Genomic DNA, 15,911 nt, shown 5'->3' on the forward strand with positions numbered 1-15,911 from the left:
CAGAACCGGCTCACTCCTCGCGCTCACGGAGTCTCCTTCGAGAAGCAGGTCCGCACCGAGCCGAGCCCGGAGATGCGCGCCTCGTACGCGGCGCCCGGGGTCACGGGCACCATCGGGCCGAGCGCCCCGGACAGCACCACGTCCCCGGCCTTCAGCCGGTCGCCGGCGCGGGCCATGGTGCCGGCCAGCCATTCCAGCGCGTGCAACGGGTTGCCGAGGCAGGCCGCCCCGGCGCCGACCGAGACCGGCTCGCCGGCGTGCTCCAGTACCATGCCGCAAAGCCGCAGGTCCACGTCGGCCAGCCGGCGGGGCGCGGTGCCGAGCACGAAGAGCCCGCTGGAGGCGTTGTCCGCCACGGTGTCCACGATGGAGATGTCCCAGCCGGCGATCCGCGAGTCGACGATCTCGATGGCCGGCAGCACGTGGTCGACGGCCCGGATCAGGTCGACGGTGGTGACCCGCTCGTCGGGCAGGTCGGCGCCGAGCACGAAGGCGATCTCCGCCTCCACCCGGGGCTGGAGCAGCCGGCTCATCGGCACCTCGACGCCGTCGCCGACCGCCATGTCGTCGAAGAGCACCCCGAAGTCGGGCTGGAAGACGCCGAAGTTCTCCTGCACGGCGCGGGAGGTGAGGCCGATCTTCGCGCCCACCCGGCGGTGGCCCTTGCCGAGCCGCTGCCGGGTGTAGACCTGCTGCACCTGGTAGGCCGCCTCGATGTCGCCCTCCGGCAGCAGCCGTCCGCGCAGCGGCGGGCACGGCTTCTCGTCCTGCCGGGCCACGGCCAGTTCCCGGTTGGCGGCTTCGATGTCAACGGTCATGCCGGCTCCTCGCTGCGTTCGCTTGGGACGCCGGCCATTCTGCCCGGGGCGCGCACTCCGCTCGGTCATGAGAGGTCCACGCAGACGTTGGTGAGTTCGGAGTAGAAGTCGAGCGAGTGCACCCCGCCCTCCCGGCCGATGCCGGAGGCCTTCACCCCGCCGAACGGGGTCCGCAGGTCGCGCAGGAACCAGGTGTTCACCCAGACGATGCCGGCGTCCAGCCGGGACCCGGCCCGGTGCGCCCGGCCCACGTCCCGGGTCCAGACCGTCGCCGCCAGGCCGTAGTCGGTGCCGTTGGCCAGGGCGTACGCCTCGTCCTCGTCGTCGAACGGGGCGACGTGCACCACCGGGCCGAAGATCTCCTCCCGGTTGGTGCGGGCGTCCGGACCCAGCCCGGTGAGCACGGTCGGCTGCACGTACGCGCCGCCGTCGCGGGCGTCGCCGAAGCGCGGCGTCCCGCCCCCGGCGCGCACCTCGGCACCCTCGGTGCGGGCCAGCTCGTAATGGCCGAGCACCTTGTCCCGGTGGCCGTGCGAGATCAGCGGCATGTTCACCGTGGCCTCGTCGGCCGGCCAGCCGTACGCCAGCTCGTCGGCGCGCTTGGCCAGCCGGGCGGTGAACTCGTCGAAGACCGGCCGCTGCACGTAGATCCGCTCGGTGCAGAGGCACACCTGGCCGCCGTTGGTGAAGCTGGACCGGACCGAGCCGGCGACCGCCGCGTCCAGGTCGGCGTCGGCGAAGACCAGGCCGGCGTTCTTGCCGCCCAGCTCGAAGCTGACCGCCTTCACCCCGTCGGCGGCGGCGCGCATGATGGCGCTGCCGGTGGCCGACTCACCGGTGAAGGTGATCGCGTCGACGCCCGGGTGCCGGGTGAGGTGCTCGCCGGCCGAGCCGGGCCCGAACCCGTGCACCAGGTTGAACACGCCCTCGGGCACGCCCGCCGCGGCCATCACCTCGGCGAGCAGGGTCGCCGACGCCGGGGTCTCCTCGCTGGGCTTGACCACCACGGCGTTGCCGCAGGCCAGGGCCGGGCCGACCTTCCAGGTGAGCAGGAGCAGCGGCAGGTTCCACGGCACGATGATCGCCACCACGCCGACCGGCTTGCGGACCGCGTAGTTCAGCGCCCGGCCACCGGTCGGGGTCACCGTGGTGAAGGACTCCGTCGGCGCGGTCGCCACGATCTCGGCGAACGCCCGGAAGTTGGCCGCCCCGCGCGGGATGTCCAGCGTGCGGGCCTGGGAGATGGCCTTACCGGTGTCGGCCACCTCGGCGGCGACCAGGTCGTCGAAGCGGCGTTCCAGCTCGTCGGCGACCCGGCGGAGCACCTCGGCGCGCTCCCGCTCGCCCATCCGGCCCCACGGGCCGCGCAGGGCCGCCCGGGCCGCGGTCACCGCGTCGTCCACGACGGACTCGCCCGCCTCGACCACCTCGAAGACCGGCTCGCCGGTGACCGGGCTGCGCTTGGTGAACCTCGGTCCGGCGTCCACGAAGGAGCCTCCCACGAAGTTGCGCAGCAGGCCGGGGCCGTCCGGCGCGTGCCCGGCCATCAGCCGGGGATCCCAGAGCGTCATCCTCGCCTCCCTCGGCCGAGCGCCACCGCCGCCCCGGCCAGCGCGGCCACCGCACCGGCCGCCACCGCCCCCACCACCGCGTACTGCCGGCGCACCCGGCGGCGCACATCGGCGTACGGGGTGGTGGAGAAGGAGACCAGCTCGTACTGCGAGACGTAGCGGCCGGGCAGGACGCGCTCCAGCGCGTGCTCGATCTTCTTGCGGGTCTGGAACACCGGGGAGGCGACCTTGTCCCGCATCTCCACGAAGTTGGTCAGCGCCATCCGGGCGATCGCCTCGGCGTTGGTCTGCCGGCGGTGCTGGAACAGCGGCAGCGCGGACGCCCACTGGTCGCCGCACTCGTCCAGGCAGCGGTCCAGCTCGACCACGTCCTCGAACGCGCAGTTCGCGCCCTGGCCGTAGAACGGCACGATGGCGTGCGCCGCGTCGCCGAGCAGGCCGACCGTGCCGGCCACCTGCCACGGCGTGCAGCGGACCGTGCCCAGCACCCCGACCGGGTTGTGCTGGTAGTCGTCGACCAGGTTCGGCGCGAGCGGCACCAGGTCCGGGTAGTGGGTGGCGAAGTACGTCTCGATGGCGGCCGGGCTGCCCAGCGAGGCGAAGCTCTGCGTGCCGTGGGTCGGCCAGAACAGCGTGCAGGTGAAGGAGCGGTCCGGGTTGGGCAGCGCGATCATCATCGAGGTGCCCCGCGGCCAGATGTGCAGCGCGCCCGGGTCCAGGGCGAACTCGCCGCCGATCGGCGGGATGGTGAGTTCCTTGTAGCCGTAGTCGAGGAAGTCCAGGCTCTCGGTCACCGCCCCGTACGCCAGCAGCTGCCCGCGCACCGCGGAGCCGGCCCCGTCGGCGCCGAGCACGACCGACGCGGTCTCGGTGACCTTGCCCTGCGGGGTCTCGAAGGTCATCTCGCCGGTGGCCGGGTCGAGCCCGACGAGCCGGTGGTCGAAGGCGATCCGCACGCCGGGCAGCGCGGTGGCGGCGTCGAGCAGCGCGTTGTTCAGCGCGCCCCGGCTGATCGAGTTGATCGCCCGGTCGCCGGAGACGCTGTACGACTGGAACTGCGGCTCCCCCTCCACCGGGTGGATCATCCGGCCGCGCATCGGCAGCGCGTCCGTCATCACCTGCTGGTCCAACCCGATCCGGCGCAGCGCGTCCAGGCCGCGCTCGGAGAGCGCCAGGTTGATCGAGCGGCCCCGCTCGACCCGGCCGGTGCGCGGGTCCGGCCGCCGCTCGTAGAGGGCGACCGGGTAGCCGCGCCGGGCCAGGAAGCAGGCCAGCAGGCAGCCGGCCAGCCCGGCGCCGACGACGGCGATCTCCTCGCGTTCCGTACTCATGAGGAATGCCCGCCTTTCGTTCGCGACTGCGGGGCTCGCAGACCCGGCTCACTCCTCGCGCTCACCGGCACGGCCTCGGCCAGCGCGTCGGCGACCCGCCAGCAGTCGTGGTACGTCGAGTAGAGCGGCACCGGGGCGAACCGGACCACGTCCGGCTCCCGGGCGTCCGCGATCACACCGTGCTCGTGCCGCAGCCGCTTGGTCAACTCGTTGGCGCTGCCGGCACCGATCCGGACCGAGAGCTGGCAGCCCCGGCTAGCCGGGTCGCGCGGGGTGATCACGGTCAGCGGCCGGTCGGCGGTCACCTCGTCGAGCAGCCGCTCCAGGTAGCCGGTGAGCCGGAGGCTGCGCTCGCGCAGCGCGGGCATGCCGACCGAGTCGAACAGCTCCAGCGAGGTGCGCACCGGGCCCATCGCGAAGATCGGCGGATTCGAGATCTGCCACGCCTCGGCGGTGGCCGGCGGCCGGGAGATTGGGGTCATCTCGAACCGGGTGGCCGCCTCGGTGCTCCACCAGCCCTCGAAGCGCGGGAGGTCCGGGTCGCCGAGGTGGCGCTCGTGGACGAACACGCCGGCCAGGGCGCCGGGGCCGGAGTTCAGGTACTTGTAGGAGCACCAGGCGGCGAAGTCGACGTCCCAGTCGTGCAGCGCCAGCGGCACGTTGCCGGCCGCGTGCGCCAGGTCCCAGCCGACCATTGCGCCGGCGGCCCGCCCGGCGGCGGTGATCGCCGGGATGTCCATCAGCTCACCGGTCAGGTAGTTGACCCCGCCGAGCAGCAGCAGCGCCACGGTGTGCCCCTCGGCGGCCAGGAAGTCGAGGACATCCCCGGTCCGCAGGGTGTCCTCGCCCGCGCGCGGCTTGAGCCGGACGACGGCGGTGTCCGGGTCGAGGCCGTGGAAGCGGGCCTGGCTGCCCACCGCGTAGCTGTCCGAGGGGAAGGCGCTGTCCTCGATGACGATCCGGGTCCGCTCCCCCGCCGGCCGGTAGAAGCTCACCATCAGCAGGTGCAGGTTGACCGTGAGGGAGTTCATCACCACGGTCTCCGCGGGCCGGGCGCCGACCAGTCGCGCGGCCGGCGCGGTCAGCAGTTCGTGGTACGGCAGCCAGGGCCGCTCCGCCTCCAGGTGCCCCTCCACGCCCAGCCGCCGCCACGCGTCCAGGTCGCCGAGGAGTTCCTCCCGGGTGGCCCGGGGTTGCAGGCCCAGCGAGTTGCCGGCCAGGTACGCCACCTCCGGGTAGCGCCCGCCCTCGGCCGGCGGCACGAGGAACAGGTGCCGGTGACCGGGGTCGGCGGCGTCGAGCTTCCGGGCTTCGGCTTCGGCACCGCCGAAGCCCAGCGACTCAGTTTCGGTGTTCCGCACGATTCCTCCGGTCACATCGCGGTCCGGGCCGACCAGAGCTCCGGGAAGACCACCCGGGCCATGCTCCGCTGCAACCAGGCCAGCCCGGCGGAGCCGCCGCTGCCGACCTTGGCGCCCATCGAGCGCTGCACCGCCTTGATGTGGTGCCAGCGCCAGTCGCTGAACCCTTCGGCCACCTCGGTCAGCGCCTCGCCGAGCAGGCGCAGGTGGTTGTCGGGGCCGCCGTCGGCGTAGATCCGCACCCAGGCCGCCTCGACGGCGGGGTGCGACTCGTGTTCGGTCGCCACGTCCCGCTCCAGCAGATCGGCGGGCAGCTCGAAGCCGCGTCGGGCGAGCAGCGCCACCACGTCGTCCCAGAGGCTCGGCGTGGTCAGGGCGGCGGTCAGCTCGGCGTGCACCTCGGCCTGCCGGCGGAACGGGCGGATCAGCGCCGGGTCGCGCAGGCCGAGCAGGAACTCCAGCTGGCGATACATGGCCGACTGGAAGCCGGAGCCCTCGCCGAGCCGGTCGCGGAACCGGTTGAAGTCGGCCGGGGTCATCCAGCGCAGCCCCTGCCAGGCGGCGTTGAGCCCCTCCAGGTGCAGGGCGGCGCGGCGCAGCGGGGGCAGCGCGTCCCAGATCCGGTTGGCCCGCAGCTCGCGCTGCGCGTGCCGCAGCTCGTGGCAGGTCAGCTTGAAGTACAGCTCCATGATCTGGCTGACCATCAGGAAGGACATCTCGCCCGGGTCGTCGCTCAGCGGCTGCTGGAGCTGGTGCAGGGTGCTGGCCCGCACGTACGCGTCGTAAGGCACCCGGTCGGCGAACTCCAGGGTCGGCTCGCCGCCGTTGCGCGCCGCGCGGACCGCCCGCTGTTGCGAGGTCGCCGGCCGCACCGCCGTCGTCTGTTCCACCGTCATCTCCCTCCGTACGCCGGGGTAGACGACATGATGCCGCTGGTCCATCCGCAGATGGAATGCCTGTTCAACGGCGGTACGGTGGTCTCACCTCTCACGTCGAAGGCGTCTGCGGCCCTCGACTTCACGGAAGAAAGGTCACCGCGTGGACGACATGGACTGGGCGCTGCTGCGCGAACTTCAGGCCGACGCCCGGCTCTCCTACAGCGAGCTGTCCCGCCGGGTGCACCTGTCCCCGCCCGCGGTGGCCGAGCGGGTGCGCCGGCTGGAGGAGTCCGGGGTGATCACCGGCTACCACGCGCACGTGGACCTGACCCGGGCCGGCCGGACCGCGCTCGCGCTGATCCGGATGTCCTGTTACGGGTCGCGCTGCATCCTCAACGACCCCGACGTGGCCGACTGGCCCGAGATCATGGAGATCCACCGGATCACCGGCGACGCGTGCAGCATGCTCAAGGTGGCCGCCGGCACGATGGGCGAGTTCGAGGCGGTCATCGACCGGCTCGCCCCGTACGGCCAGCCGTCGAGCACCATGGTCCTCTCCACCCCGCTGGACTGGCACCCGGTCACCCCGCTCCCGCCCGCCGGAGCGCCCCCCGCCGGCCGGCGTCGCTGATCCGCCCCGGGTTCGCCCCCTGATCCGCCCCGGGTTTGCCCCCACGTCAGGGGGAATGCAGCCCGCACTGCCCGTCAGCAGGATTCCGGTGCGCCGCACCGGAAGGGGGGAATCATGCGAGGGCTCCTGTCACACCGCGCGCTCTGGGCCCTTCTGGGCCTGCTCGGCCTGGTCGCGGCGATCGTCCTGACCACGGCCTCACCGGTCCGCGCCGGGGAGAACGTCTTCGTCGAGGTGACGCCGAACAGCGCCCAGGCCGGCACCCGGGTGAGCATCCGGGCCAGCTGCGACAACAACAACGACCGGCAGGCCCAGGTCACCTCGGACGCCTTCGGCCGGGTGATGCTCCGGCCGGACAACGGCTTCCTCACCGGGGCGGTCACCATTCCCGGCAACAAGGCGCCCGGCGACTACCCGGTGAACCTGGAGTGCTCCAACGGCCAGCGGGCCTCCACCATGCTCACCGTGCTGAACATGGCCCAGCCGAGCAAGGGCCCGGCGACCGGCGGTGGCGGCACCGCGGGCGGCCGGGGCCCCGGTTCACTGCTGCTGGTCGGCGGCCTGGTCGCGGTGGCGGTGGTGGCCGGGGTGAGCGCCCGCCGCAAGACCGGTAGCCGCGTCTGACGAGGTGCGGCCATGGCCCGCTCATCGCGCCGCCACGACCGCACCGGCCCCGGGCCCGACCCGCGCCGGGACGCCGGCGCCGCCCGCCCGGGCCGGCACCGGACCGGCTCCCGGGTCGGGACCGGACTGCGGCTGGTGTCCCGCGCCTCGCGGCGGTTCGCCCGCGCCGCCGGGCACGCCTTCTCGGCCAGCGTCACCACCGCCGACCCGCAGGCCCGCCCGGTCCCGCCGGCGCGGTCCGCCCCGGCCGCCGGCCGCTGGCGGTACGCCGTCCAGCGCGGCCCCGGTGCTCCGGTGCTGGTGGTCGCGGCGCTGATGGCGATCATCGTGGCCATGCTCGGGGTGGAACGGGTGACCGGCATCAGTGTGCTGCCGGAGCAGCTCACCGCAGGGCTGCGCCCGCCGCCGAAGAAGTTCCCGGTGCTGTCCGGCAGCCCGCCGACGGACCTCGCGATCGGCAAGATCGACCTGCGGGCGCCGGTGCACCGGGTCGGCATCGCCCCGGACGGCAGCATCGACGTGCCGGACGTCGGCCGGGCCGGCGAGGTCGGCTGGTACGACCAGGGGCCCACCCCCGGCCAGTACGGCCCGGCGGTCATCGTCGGGCACGTCGACACCACCACCGGTCCGGCCGTCTTCCACGACCTCAGGGACCTCGACGACGGCGACCGGATCGAGGTGACCAGGGAGGACCGCTCGGTGGCCGTCTTCGAGGTGACCTCGATCGAGCGGTACGGCAAGGATCGGCTGCCGGTGCGGGAGGTCTACGGCGACTTCAGCCGCCCGAACCTGCGGCTGATCACCTGCGGCGGCCGGTGGGTGGGCGGCGAGACCGGGTACGCCGACAACCTGGTGGTCTACGCCTCGCTGGTGAAGGCGCGGTGACCGCCGCTCAGGCCGCCTCGGTCTCCGGCTCGCGCAGGTCGAGCCAGTCGGCCCAGCGCGGGTCGGGCGCGCGGTGGCCGAGCACCCGCCAGGCCGTGCCCTTCGGGGCCGCCGGCAGGTTGTGCAGCCGCCAGCCCAGCTCGGCGGGCGTCTTGTCGCCCTTGGTGTGGTTGCAGCGGGCGCAGGCGGCGACCACGTTCTCCCAGGCGTGCCGGCCACCCCGGCTGCGCGGGAAGACGTGGTCGATGGTCTCCGCCGGACCGCGGCAGTAGGCGCAGCGCCAGCCGTCCCGGGCGAAGATCGCCCGGCGGGAGAGCCCGACGTGGGTGCGGTAGGGGACCCGGACGAAGCGGGTCAGCCGGACCACCGAGGGGACCGGGAGCGCGTTGCGCGCGCTGTGCAGGATGCCCTCGCCGTCGGCCACGCAGACGGCCTTGGCGGAGAGCACGAGGATCGCGGCGCGCCGTACCGACACGACACACAGGGGCTCGTAGGTGGCGTTGAGAACGAGTGCACCGGAGCCCGCCGTGGGTCGTATGTCAGGCATCGCGCTCACCCTCCCGGTCCAGCCGCTCCTGCCGCCGCCGCGCCGGGACCGCCCCGCGGGCAGCGGGGAACGACACCGACGCCGGCCGGATCACCGACGTCCGTTGCGCCAATAGTCCCTGATCGCGCCCCGGATTGCACGCACTAATCCGGGGTACCCCCGTGAAGCCTGGTCCGCCCGTGCCAGGATGACCGGTTCCGCCCCGCATGATCGGTCGGGCCGCCCCGCCGGCGGGAGCCGGGCGGGTCGCCAGCGGGCGCCCAGCGGCGTTGCGGTACGAAAGCAGGGTGAGTCCCGCCAACCTGCTGCTCCACGCCCTGTCCGCCGCCGAGCCGAGCCCGTCGCCGTCCGTCGACTGCCGCACCGACCCCTGGTGCAAGAACGTCTACGAGATCACCAACTCGGCCTGGTTCGCCGAGGGCAGCTACTGGATCATCCTGAAGCCGCTGCGCGTCGTGCTGATCCTGCTGCTCGCCGTGGCCGCCCGCTGGGCGCTGCACCGGACCATCAACCGGCTGGTCCGGACCACCACCGAGGGTGCGGTGCCCACCATGCTCCGCCCGCTGCGGGAGCGGATCCCCAGCGCCACGCTCGACCCGGAGCAGTTCGTGCCGGAGCGGCGGCGGCAGCGCGCCGAGGCGATCGGCTCGGTGCTGCGCAGCATGGTCACCGCGTTCATCTTCGGCATCGCGCTGCTCATGGTGCTCAAGGAGTTCAGCTTCGACCTGGCCCCGCTGCTGGCCAGCGCCGGCATCGCCGGGGTGGCCCTCGGCTTCGGCGCGCAGAGCCTGGTCAAGGACCTGATCGCCGGCCTGTTCATGCTGATCGAGGACCAGTACGGCGTCGGCGACACCGTCGACCTGGGCGAGGCGACCGGCGTGGTGGAGGCGGTGGGCCTGCGGGTCACCACGGTCCGGGACGGCCGGGGCGTGCTCTGGTACATCCGCAACGGCGAGATCGTCCGGGTCGGCAACAAGAGCCAGGGCTGGGCCCTGGTCGTGGTGGACCTGCCGATCGGCTTCGCCGGCACCGAGGAGGCCACCGCGGTGCTCCGTACGGCGGCCGCCTCGGTCGCGCTGGACCCGGAGCTGGCGAAGGAGATCGTCGAGGAGCCGGAGGTGCTCGGCGTCGAGCAGATGACGGTCGACGGCGCGGTGATCCGTACCGTCGTCAAGACCACCGCCGACGGGCAGTTCGCGGTGGGCCGCGAGCTGCGCCGGCGGCTCGCCGAGGCGCTGGAGAACTCGGGCATCACCGCGCGGATCGCGGCGGCCCGGCTCTATCCCGGGCTGCCTACCCGCGCCCCGGCCGTGGGCGAGACGGGCACCGGCGGGCCCACCTGACCTGGGCGGCCGGTCGGACCGGCGGGCCGGACGATTTTCCGGGGTCGCGCACCGCGCGGCCCCTCGGGTATCGTCCGTTCGTTCAGTCGGAGATGCGACGATCAATCCGTTCACCCTAGCCAGTTGTCAGACGATCGGGCAGAATCCGGTGAACACGCTCCCCAGGGGAGCGTGCTCGTGTCCTCGCTGATCCGTAGATCTGACGACGGTTCCAGGTCAGGCCATCACGAGTGGCCGACCCGGGAACGATGGAGGCGACGGTGTCCGACGAGCGACCCGCCCAGGATGGCCCGGCCACCTTCCGCGACGTGTTCGGCCTCGCGGAGTTCCGAGTCCTCTTCACGGCAAGCGCTCTGTCCTGGATCGGTGACTACGTCGCGAAGGCCGCGGTCACCGTCCTGGTCTACCGGCAGACCGACTCGGTGGCGCTCTCCGCCGCCGCCTTCGCGGCCAGCTACCTGCCCTGGCTGTTGGGCGGCCCGCTGCTCTCCGCGCTCGCCGAGCGGTACCGGTACCGGCAGGTCATGATGGCCTGCGACCTGGTCCGGATGGCACTGATGGTGCTGGTCGCCCTGCCCGGGATGCCACCCTGGGCGATCCTCGCCCTGATCTTCGCGGCCACGCTGGCCAATCCCCCGAGCCAGGCCGCCCGGTCCGCGCTGATGCCCCAGATCCTCGCCGGCGACCGGCTGGTGGTCGGCCTGTCGGTCTCGGCGAGCAGCGGACAGGCCGCCCAGGTCCTCGGCTACCTGCTCGGCGCGGCGGTGGCCGCGGTCAGCCCGGCCGCCGCGCTGCTGATCAACGCGGCCACCTTCGGCCTCTCCGCGGCGCTGGTCCGCTTCGGCCTGCGCAACCGGCCGCCCGCCATGACCGAGGCGCACCGCAGCCACCTGCTGCGGGAGACCGCCGAGGGGTTCCGGCTCGTCTTCGGCCGGCCGGTGCTGCGCGCCATCGCCGTACTGGTGTTCAGCGCGATGGTCTTCTCGATCGTTCCCGAGGGGCTCGCCGCGGCCTGGGCCGCCGAGCGGACCGGGAACGGCATGGACACCGGCACCGCCCAGGCGGTCATCATGGCCGCCAACCCGGTCGGATACGTCCTCGGCGGGCTGCTCGTCGGGCGGCTCGTCGCCCCGGCCCGCCGGCTGACGCTGATGCGCCCGCTGGCGGTGATCGCCCCGGCGGTGCTCGTCCCCGCGCTGCTCGACCCGCCGCCGATCGTGGTGGCACTCCTCGCCGCCGCGTGCGGCTTCGCGGTGGCCGGGCTCATCCCGGTCGCCAACGGCCTCTTCGTCCAGGCGCTGCCAGACGGCTACCGGGCCCGGGCGTTCGGCGTGATGGCCAGCGGGACACAGATCATCCAGGGCGCCGCCGTGCTGGCCACCGGGGCGCTCGCCGAGCGGTTCAGCATCCCCTCGGTGGTCGGTGTGTGGAGCGCCGCCGGCGTGCTGCTGATGCTCCTCGCGGTGCTCACCTGGCCGCGCCCGGCGACCATCGAGGCCGCCGTCGAGGCCGCCCGGGCGGAGTCGGCGGCGACGGCCGCCCCGGCGGGGCGGGGCGCCCACATCCCGGGCCGGGGCGCACCGGTGGGCGACCGGTCCGGCGAGCGCGGCCGGCGCCGGCACGCGGTGACCTGACTCCCGCCGGAAGGTGGGCACGAGCCGCCCCCGAATGGCACCTGGCAGGATGGGTGCCGTGACTTCCCCAGGCGAGTCGATGACCCTCTTCGAGGCGATCGGCGGCGAACCCACCTTCCGCAAGCTGGTGGACGAGTTCTACGCCGGTGTCGCCACCGACCCGCTGCTGCGGCCGATGTACCCGGAGGAGGACCTCGGCCCCGCGGCGGACCGGCTGACCCTCTTCCTCGTCCAGTACTGGGGTGGCCCGCACACCTACTCGGAGCAGCGCGGCCACCCGCGGCTGCGGATGCGGCACGCCCCGTTCCGGATCGGCGCGGTCGAGCGGGACGCCTGGCTGCGCCACATGCGCCGGGCGGTCGACCGGCTGGACCTGCCGCCGCAGCTCGCCGCCGCGCTCTGGGACTACCTGGAGCGGGCCGCGTACTTCATGGTGAACGTGATGGAGGACCCGGCGGCCGAGGGCTGACCGGCGGCCGGCAGGGCCGCCGGACACCCCCGGACCGTCAGAGCAGGGCGCCCTCGTCGTGCAGCCAGTCGACGAAGGTGGTGGCCACCGCGGCGCCGCAGTCGAGCATCTCGACCAGCAGCGCGTCGTGGGTGCCGGCACCGAGCGGGACCTGGAGTTCGGCGTAGATGGGCAACTGGCCGCGCTCGGTCGGGTCGCCGATGTACGCCTTGCAGAACCGCCGGGTGTGGTTCCACTCGTTGACCACCCGGTAGGCGCGGTCGGCCCAGTCCGGCGGGACCGTCGCGTGCGGGCGGGCCCGCATCACCAGGATCTCGTCCTCGGGGCCCTCCAGGGTGACCAGCACGGCGTGCCGCTCCCACATGGCCAGCAGGTTGCCGTCGCCGTCGGCCAGGTAGCGCACGTCGAGCAGGTCGAGCGCGTCGCAGACCCGGCGGAGGGTGACCGGGGCGACGGTTGCCGGCATGTCGGCGATCACGGGCCGCTCGGCGGCTGCCGCGTCGTCCGCCGGCTGTCGGGGGGTCGGTGGCCCGACCCGGACGGTGTCATCCACTGTGATCCCGCTTCGAGTTTCCGGGTCGCCGCTACCGGCGGGACCTGGGCGCCATGACCACCACGGCATCGCTCGCGCACCTCACTCCCCAGCGGATCCAATCGCCTACGGTGCGTTGGATCCGAGGATGGACGGTACCCGGACAGCCGGGTTGAGGCATCCCCCCAACGGCTGCCCCAAACCGGAAGAACGACTCGGGGTCATCCGTTCGGATGAACTCGGGTGGGCGTCAGGGCGAGGTCCGCGACCTTACGCGACCAGGCTGCTCCGTACGGTCCGACGAGGCCCACCCAACGGCCGGCCACGCGTACCTGAACGTCGCCGGTGCCGACGAAGCCCATCCGGACCAGCCCCTGCACCAACCGCTGCGGGACCTCCACCGGGCCGTCCGGCGCGTCGTCCGGGGTCACCACCACCGCGACGTGGTCCAGCAACGCGTCCCGCAGCGCCCGCTGGCCCACGGCCCGGCCCGCCACCCCGTGGGCGGCCGCCTCGCGCAGCGTCCCGGCCGCCGCGGTGGCGATCCGCCGGACCTCCCCGGCGGGCAGCGCCTCCACCGCCCGGCTGGCCGGCGGCGGCAGCGGCCAGCGCCACCCGTCGTCCCGGCGCCGGGGCAGCGCCTCGCCGCCGGCCGACAGCTCCGCCAGCAACTCGCCCGCCGCGACCGTGACGTCGCCCGGCGCCGTGCCGGGGACGGTCCGGACCACGAGCACGTCCCACGGCAGCCGGGCCCAGAGGGCGGTACGCCCGGCCCCCGGCACCGGCCGGAGCCGGACCAGGACGGCCGGGTCCAGCCGGACCAGCCGCGCCAGGAAGGCACCAGCGTCGGCCACCCCGTCCAGCCCGTGCCCGGTGGTCGGCGTGGTCACGCCGGCAGCCCGGGCGCGTACCGGAGCAGGAAGGCCCGCTCGTCGGCGGAGATCCGGCGCGGCCGCTGCGCGGCCAGGTCGAACGGGACCAGCACCGAACGCGCCCGGCTGGCCAGCACGTCCCGGTCGTAGAGCTCGTAGGCGACCGTGAACGAGCCCGCCTTGATCTCCTCGACCCAGAGCTCGATCCGGACCGTCGGGGCCGCCTCCGCGCTGGCCCGGCCCAGCGCGTAGTCGACCGGGCGCAGGTAGTCGACCTCGTGCCGGCGGATGACCACCCCGTCGACGAACGAGCCCACTCCCCACGCCCGGCCGCCGGCGAACATCATCGCCACCCGCGCCTCCTCGTAGAGGGTGAGGAAGCGGGCGTTGTTGACGTGGCCGTACGCGTCCAGGTCGGACCAGCGCAGCGCGCAGTCGTAGACGAACTTGTCAGTCACGGGTGAGCTTGCGGTACGTCACCCGGTGCGGCCGGGCGGCCTCGGCGCCGAGTCGATCGATCTTGTTCTTCTCGTACGCCTCGAAGTTGCCCTCGAACCAGAACCACCGGGCCGGGTTCTGGTCGTCGCCCTCCCAGGCCAGGATGTGCGTGGCGACCCGGTCCAGGAACATCCGGTCGTGGGAGATGACCACGGCGCAGCCGGGGAACTCCAGCAGCGCGTTCTCCAGGCTGCCGAGCGTCTCGACGTCGAGGTCGTTGGTCGGCTCGTCGAGCAGGATCACGTTGCCGCCGATCTTGAGGGTCAGCGCCAGGTTGAGCCGGTTCCGCTCGCCACCGGAGAGCACCTTGGTCGGCTTCTGCTGGTCCGGACCCTTGAAGCCGAACGCGGCGATGTACGCCCGGGACGGCATCTCGACCTTGCCCACGAGGAGGTGGTCCAGCCCGTCGGAGACCGTCTCCCAGACCGTCTTGTCCCCCGCGAGGCCGGCCCGGCTCTGGTCGACGTACGACAGGGAGACCGTCTCGCCGACCCGGACCGAGCCGTCGGACGGCTCCTCCAGGCCCACGATGGTCTTGAACAGGGTGGTCTTGCCGACGCCGTTCGGGCCGATCACGCCGACGATGCCGTTGCGCGGCAGGGAGAAGCTCAGGTCGTCGATCAGCACCCGCTCGCCGAACGCCTTCACGAGGTGGCTGACCTCGATCACCGTGTTGCCCAGGCGCGGGCCCGGCGGGATCTGGATCTCCTCGAAGTCCAGCTTGCGGGTCTGCTCCGCCGCGGTGGCCATCTCCTCGTAGCGGTCGAGACGGGCCTTGGACTTGGTCTGCCGGGCCTTCGCGTTGGAGCGGACCCACTCCAGCTCGTCGTCGAGGCGCTTCTTCATCTTGGCGTCGCGGCGACCCTCGACCGCCATCCGCGCGGCCTTCTTCTCCAGGTAGGTGGAGTAGTTGCCCTCGTAGCCGATGGCCCGGCCGCGGTCCAGCTCCAGGATCCAGCCGGCCACGTTGTCGAGGAAGTACCGGTCGTGGGTGATCGCGATCACCGTGCCGGCGTACTTGGCCAGGTGCTGCTCCAGCCACTGCACGCTCTCCGCGTCCAGGTGGTTGGTGGGCTCGTCGAGCAGCAGCAGGTCCGGCGCCTCCAGGAGCAGCTTGCACAGCGCCACCCGGCGGCGCTCACCACCGGAGAGCTGGGTCACGTCGGCGTCCGGCGCGGGGCAGCGCAGCGCGTCCATGGCCAGCTCGAGCTTGGAGTCGATGTCCCACGCGTCGGCGTGGTCAAGCTCCTCCTGGAGCTTGCCCATCTCCTCCATCAGCTCGTCGGAGTAGTCGGTCGCCATCTGCTCGGCGATCTTGTTGAACCGCTCCAGCTTGTTCTTGGTCTCGGCGACCGCCTCCTCGATGTTGCCGAGGACGGTCTTGCTGTCGTTGAGCGGCGGCTCCTGGGCCAGCATGCCGACGGTGTAGCCGGGCATGAGCCGGGCCTCGCCGTTGCTCGGCTGGTCCCAACCTGCCATGATCTTGAGGAGGCTGGACTTACCGGCGCCGTTCGGACCGACCACACCGATCTTGGCCCCCGGCAGGAAGTTCAGCGTCACGTTGTCGAGCACGACCTTGTCGCCGTGCGCCTTGCGCGCCTTTTCCAGGACGTAGATGAACTGGGCCACGGTGCGGGCTACCTCCGTCGGTTGCGATCGCGAGCTTGCGGGCGCGGGCGCGGGCTGCGAGGTCCCCCGGCCGCCGCCGGCCGGGGCCGGCCGCGCGCACGCCATCGTCAATCCTGACAGGTACGCCCCGCTCCGCCCACATCACCCCGCCCCGGGGCGCACGTGGCGCGCTGCGACGGCCCGACTGTCGACAAGATCACGAAGGGGGTTCGACCACCGTGGGACGGGTAGGGAACTCCGGCACGGGGCAACAGAGGCCGCAGCTACGCTCAGTACGCTCATCGCGGT

General features: G+C 73.2%; 16 protein-coding genes. 6 read left to right on the top strand and 10 right to left on the bottom strand.

Annotation, left to right across the window (positions count from 1 at the left end; translation table 11 throughout):
- Positions 1–23: 23 nt before the first annotated feature.
- From AC0OLQ_RS29690 to AC0OLQ_RS29710, 5 genes are all read right to left on the bottom strand, one after another.
- The gene (locus AC0OLQ_RS29690; protein WP_484528976.1) at positions 24–818 is read right to left on the bottom strand and encodes a 2-keto-4-pentenoate hydratase; all 795 of its coding nucleotides are present in this window, start codon (positions 816–818) and stop codon (positions 24–26) included.
- Positions 819–883: 65 nt separating this feature from the next.
- Positions 884–2,365: a 2-hydroxymuconic semialdehyde dehydrogenase gene (locus tag AC0OLQ_RS29695; RefSeq protein ID WP_484532458.1), complete on the bottom strand. Its 1,482-nt coding sequence runs from the start codon at positions 2,363–2,365 to the stop codon at positions 884–886.
- Between the two features lie 20 nt (positions 2,366–2,385).
- Positions 2,386–3,720, bottom strand: coding sequence for an FAD-dependent oxidoreductase (locus tag AC0OLQ_RS29700; protein WP_484528977.1), 1,335 nt, complete (start codon positions 3,718–3,720; stop codon positions 2,386–2,388).
- Positions 3,717–5,081, bottom strand: a complete 1,365-nt coding sequence (gene kynU / locus AC0OLQ_RS29705; RefSeq protein ID WP_484528978.1) for a kynureninase — start codon at positions 5,079–5,081, stop codon at positions 3,717–3,719. The genes AC0OLQ_RS29700 and kynU overlap by 4 nt, the downstream gene beginning before the upstream one ends.
- Positions 5,082–5,092: 11 nt before the next feature.
- The gene (locus tag AC0OLQ_RS29710) at positions 5,093–5,977 is read right to left on the bottom strand and encodes a tryptophan 2,3-dioxygenase (protein ID WP_357343971.1); all 885 of its coding nucleotides are present in this window, start codon (positions 5,975–5,977) and stop codon (positions 5,093–5,095) included.
- Positions 5,978–6,119: 142 nt separating this feature from the next.
- On the opposite strand from AC0OLQ_RS29710, the gene AC0OLQ_RS29715 reads away from it, so the two are divergent.
- The 3 genes from AC0OLQ_RS29715 (at position 6,120) to AC0OLQ_RS29725 (ending at position 8,099) form a co-directional block, all read left to right on the top strand.
- Entirely contained in the window at positions 6,120–6,590 is a 471-nt protein-coding gene (locus AC0OLQ_RS29715) for an Lrp/AsnC family transcriptional regulator (protein ID WP_484528979.1), read from the top strand.
- A 114-nt stretch (positions 6,591–6,704) separates the two neighbouring features.
- Complete coding sequence (locus AC0OLQ_RS29720) at positions 6,705–7,214, top strand: hypothetical protein (protein WP_484528980.1); 510 nt, start codon at positions 6,705–6,707, stop codon at positions 7,212–7,214.
- Positions 7,215–7,226: 12 nt separating this feature from the next.
- Positions 7,227–8,099, top strand: a complete 873-nt coding sequence (locus AC0OLQ_RS29725; protein WP_484528981.1) for a class F sortase — start codon at positions 7,227–7,229, stop codon at positions 8,097–8,099.
- A 7-nt stretch (positions 8,100–8,106) separates the two neighbouring features.
- Here AC0OLQ_RS29725 and AC0OLQ_RS29730 read toward each other — a convergent pair whose 3' ends face one another.
- A complete protein-coding gene (locus AC0OLQ_RS29730; RefSeq protein WP_357343930.1) occupies positions 8,107–8,646 on the bottom strand; it encodes an HNH endonuclease in 540 nt (179 codons plus the stop codon).
- Positions 8,647–8,933: 287 nt separating this feature from the next.
- Here AC0OLQ_RS29730 and AC0OLQ_RS29735 point away from each other — a divergent pair, with 287 nt between their 5' ends.
- From AC0OLQ_RS29735 to AC0OLQ_RS29745, 3 genes are all read left to right on the top strand, one after another.
- Positions 8,934–9,989, top strand: a complete 1,056-nt coding sequence (locus tag AC0OLQ_RS29735; RefSeq protein ID WP_484528982.1) for a mechanosensitive ion channel family protein — start codon at positions 8,934–8,936, stop codon at positions 9,987–9,989.
- Between the two features lie 248 nt (positions 9,990–10,237).
- Positions 10,238–11,623, top strand: a complete 1,386-nt coding sequence (locus AC0OLQ_RS29740) for an MFS transporter (protein WP_484528983.1) — start codon at positions 10,238–10,240, stop codon at positions 11,621–11,623.
- 79 nt (positions 11,624–11,702) lie between these two features.
- Complete coding sequence (locus AC0OLQ_RS29745) at positions 11,703–12,092, top strand: globin (RefSeq protein ID WP_484532459.1); 390 nt, start codon at positions 11,703–11,705, stop codon at positions 12,090–12,092.
- A 37-nt stretch (positions 12,093–12,129) separates the two neighbouring features.
- Here the strand turns inward: AC0OLQ_RS29745 and AC0OLQ_RS29750 are convergent, their stop codons facing one another.
- The 4 genes from AC0OLQ_RS29750 to ettA all read right to left on the bottom strand — a co-directional run bounded on the left by AC0OLQ_RS29750 (position 12,130) and on the right by ettA (position 15,623).
- On the bottom strand, positions 12,130–12,714 hold the full coding sequence (locus AC0OLQ_RS29750; RefSeq protein WP_484528984.1) for a type III secretion system chaperone family protein: 585 nt from the start codon (positions 12,712–12,714) through the stop codon (positions 12,130–12,132).
- 131 nt (positions 12,715–12,845) lie between these two features.
- On the bottom strand, positions 12,846–13,514 hold the full coding sequence (locus AC0OLQ_RS29755; protein ID WP_484528985.1) for a DUF8185 domain-containing protein: 669 nt from the start codon (positions 13,512–13,514) through the stop codon (positions 12,846–12,848).
- Positions 13,511–13,954, bottom strand: coding sequence for an acyl-CoA thioesterase (locus AC0OLQ_RS29760; protein WP_484528986.1), 444 nt, complete (start codon positions 13,952–13,954; stop codon positions 13,511–13,513). The genes AC0OLQ_RS29755 and AC0OLQ_RS29760 overlap by 4 nt, the downstream gene beginning before the upstream one ends.
- Positions 13,947–15,623, bottom strand: coding sequence for an energy-dependent translational throttle protein EttA (gene ettA, locus AC0OLQ_RS29765; RefSeq protein ID WP_484528987.1), 1,677 nt, complete (start codon positions 15,621–15,623; stop codon positions 13,947–13,949). Before ettA ends, AC0OLQ_RS29760 begins: the two co-directional genes overlap by 8 nt.
- Positions 15,624–15,911: the final 288 nt, after the last annotated feature.

Source organism: Micromonospora sp. Utrum1 (genome assembly GCF_057197805.1).

Excerpts from the sequence above, each read along its gene's own strand:
- AC0OLQ_RS29690 (WP_484528976.1), bottom strand. The coding sequence starts at position 818 with ATGACCGTTGACATCGAAGCCGCCAACCGGGAACTGGCCGTGGCCCGG.
- AC0OLQ_RS29695 (WP_484532458.1), bottom strand. The coding sequence starts at position 2,365 with ATGGCCGGGCACGCGCCGGACGGCCCCGGCCTGCTGCGCAACTTCGTG.
- AC0OLQ_RS29700 (WP_484528977.1), bottom strand. The coding sequence starts at position 3,720 with ATGAGTACGGAACGCGAGGAGATCGCCGTCGTCGGCGCCGGGCTGGCC.
- AC0OLQ_RS29710 (WP_357343971.1), bottom strand. The coding sequence starts at position 5,977 with ATGACGGTGGAACAGACGACGGCGGTGCGGCCGGCGACCTCGCAACAG.
- AC0OLQ_RS29720 (WP_484528980.1), top strand. The coding sequence starts at position 6,705 with ATGCGAGGGCTCCTGTCACACCGCGCGCTCTGGGCCCTTCTGGGCCTG.
- AC0OLQ_RS29725 (WP_484528981.1), top strand. The coding sequence starts at position 7,227 with ATGGCCCGCTCATCGCGCCGCCACGACCGCACCGGCCCCGGGCCCGAC.
- AC0OLQ_RS29730 (WP_357343930.1), bottom strand. The coding sequence starts at position 8,646 with ATGCCTGACATACGACCCACGGCGGGCTCCGGTGCACTCGTTCTCAAC.
- AC0OLQ_RS29740 (WP_484528983.1), top strand. The coding sequence starts at position 10,238 with ATGGAGGCGACGGTGTCCGACGAGCGACCCGCCCAGGATGGCCCGGCC.
- AC0OLQ_RS29745 (WP_484532459.1), top strand. The coding sequence starts at position 11,703 with ATGACCCTCTTCGAGGCGATCGGCGGCGAACCCACCTTCCGCAAGCTG.
- AC0OLQ_RS29750 (WP_484528984.1), bottom strand. The coding sequence starts at position 12,714 with ATGCCGTGGTGGTCATGGCGCCCAGGTCCCGCCGGTAGCGGCGACCCG.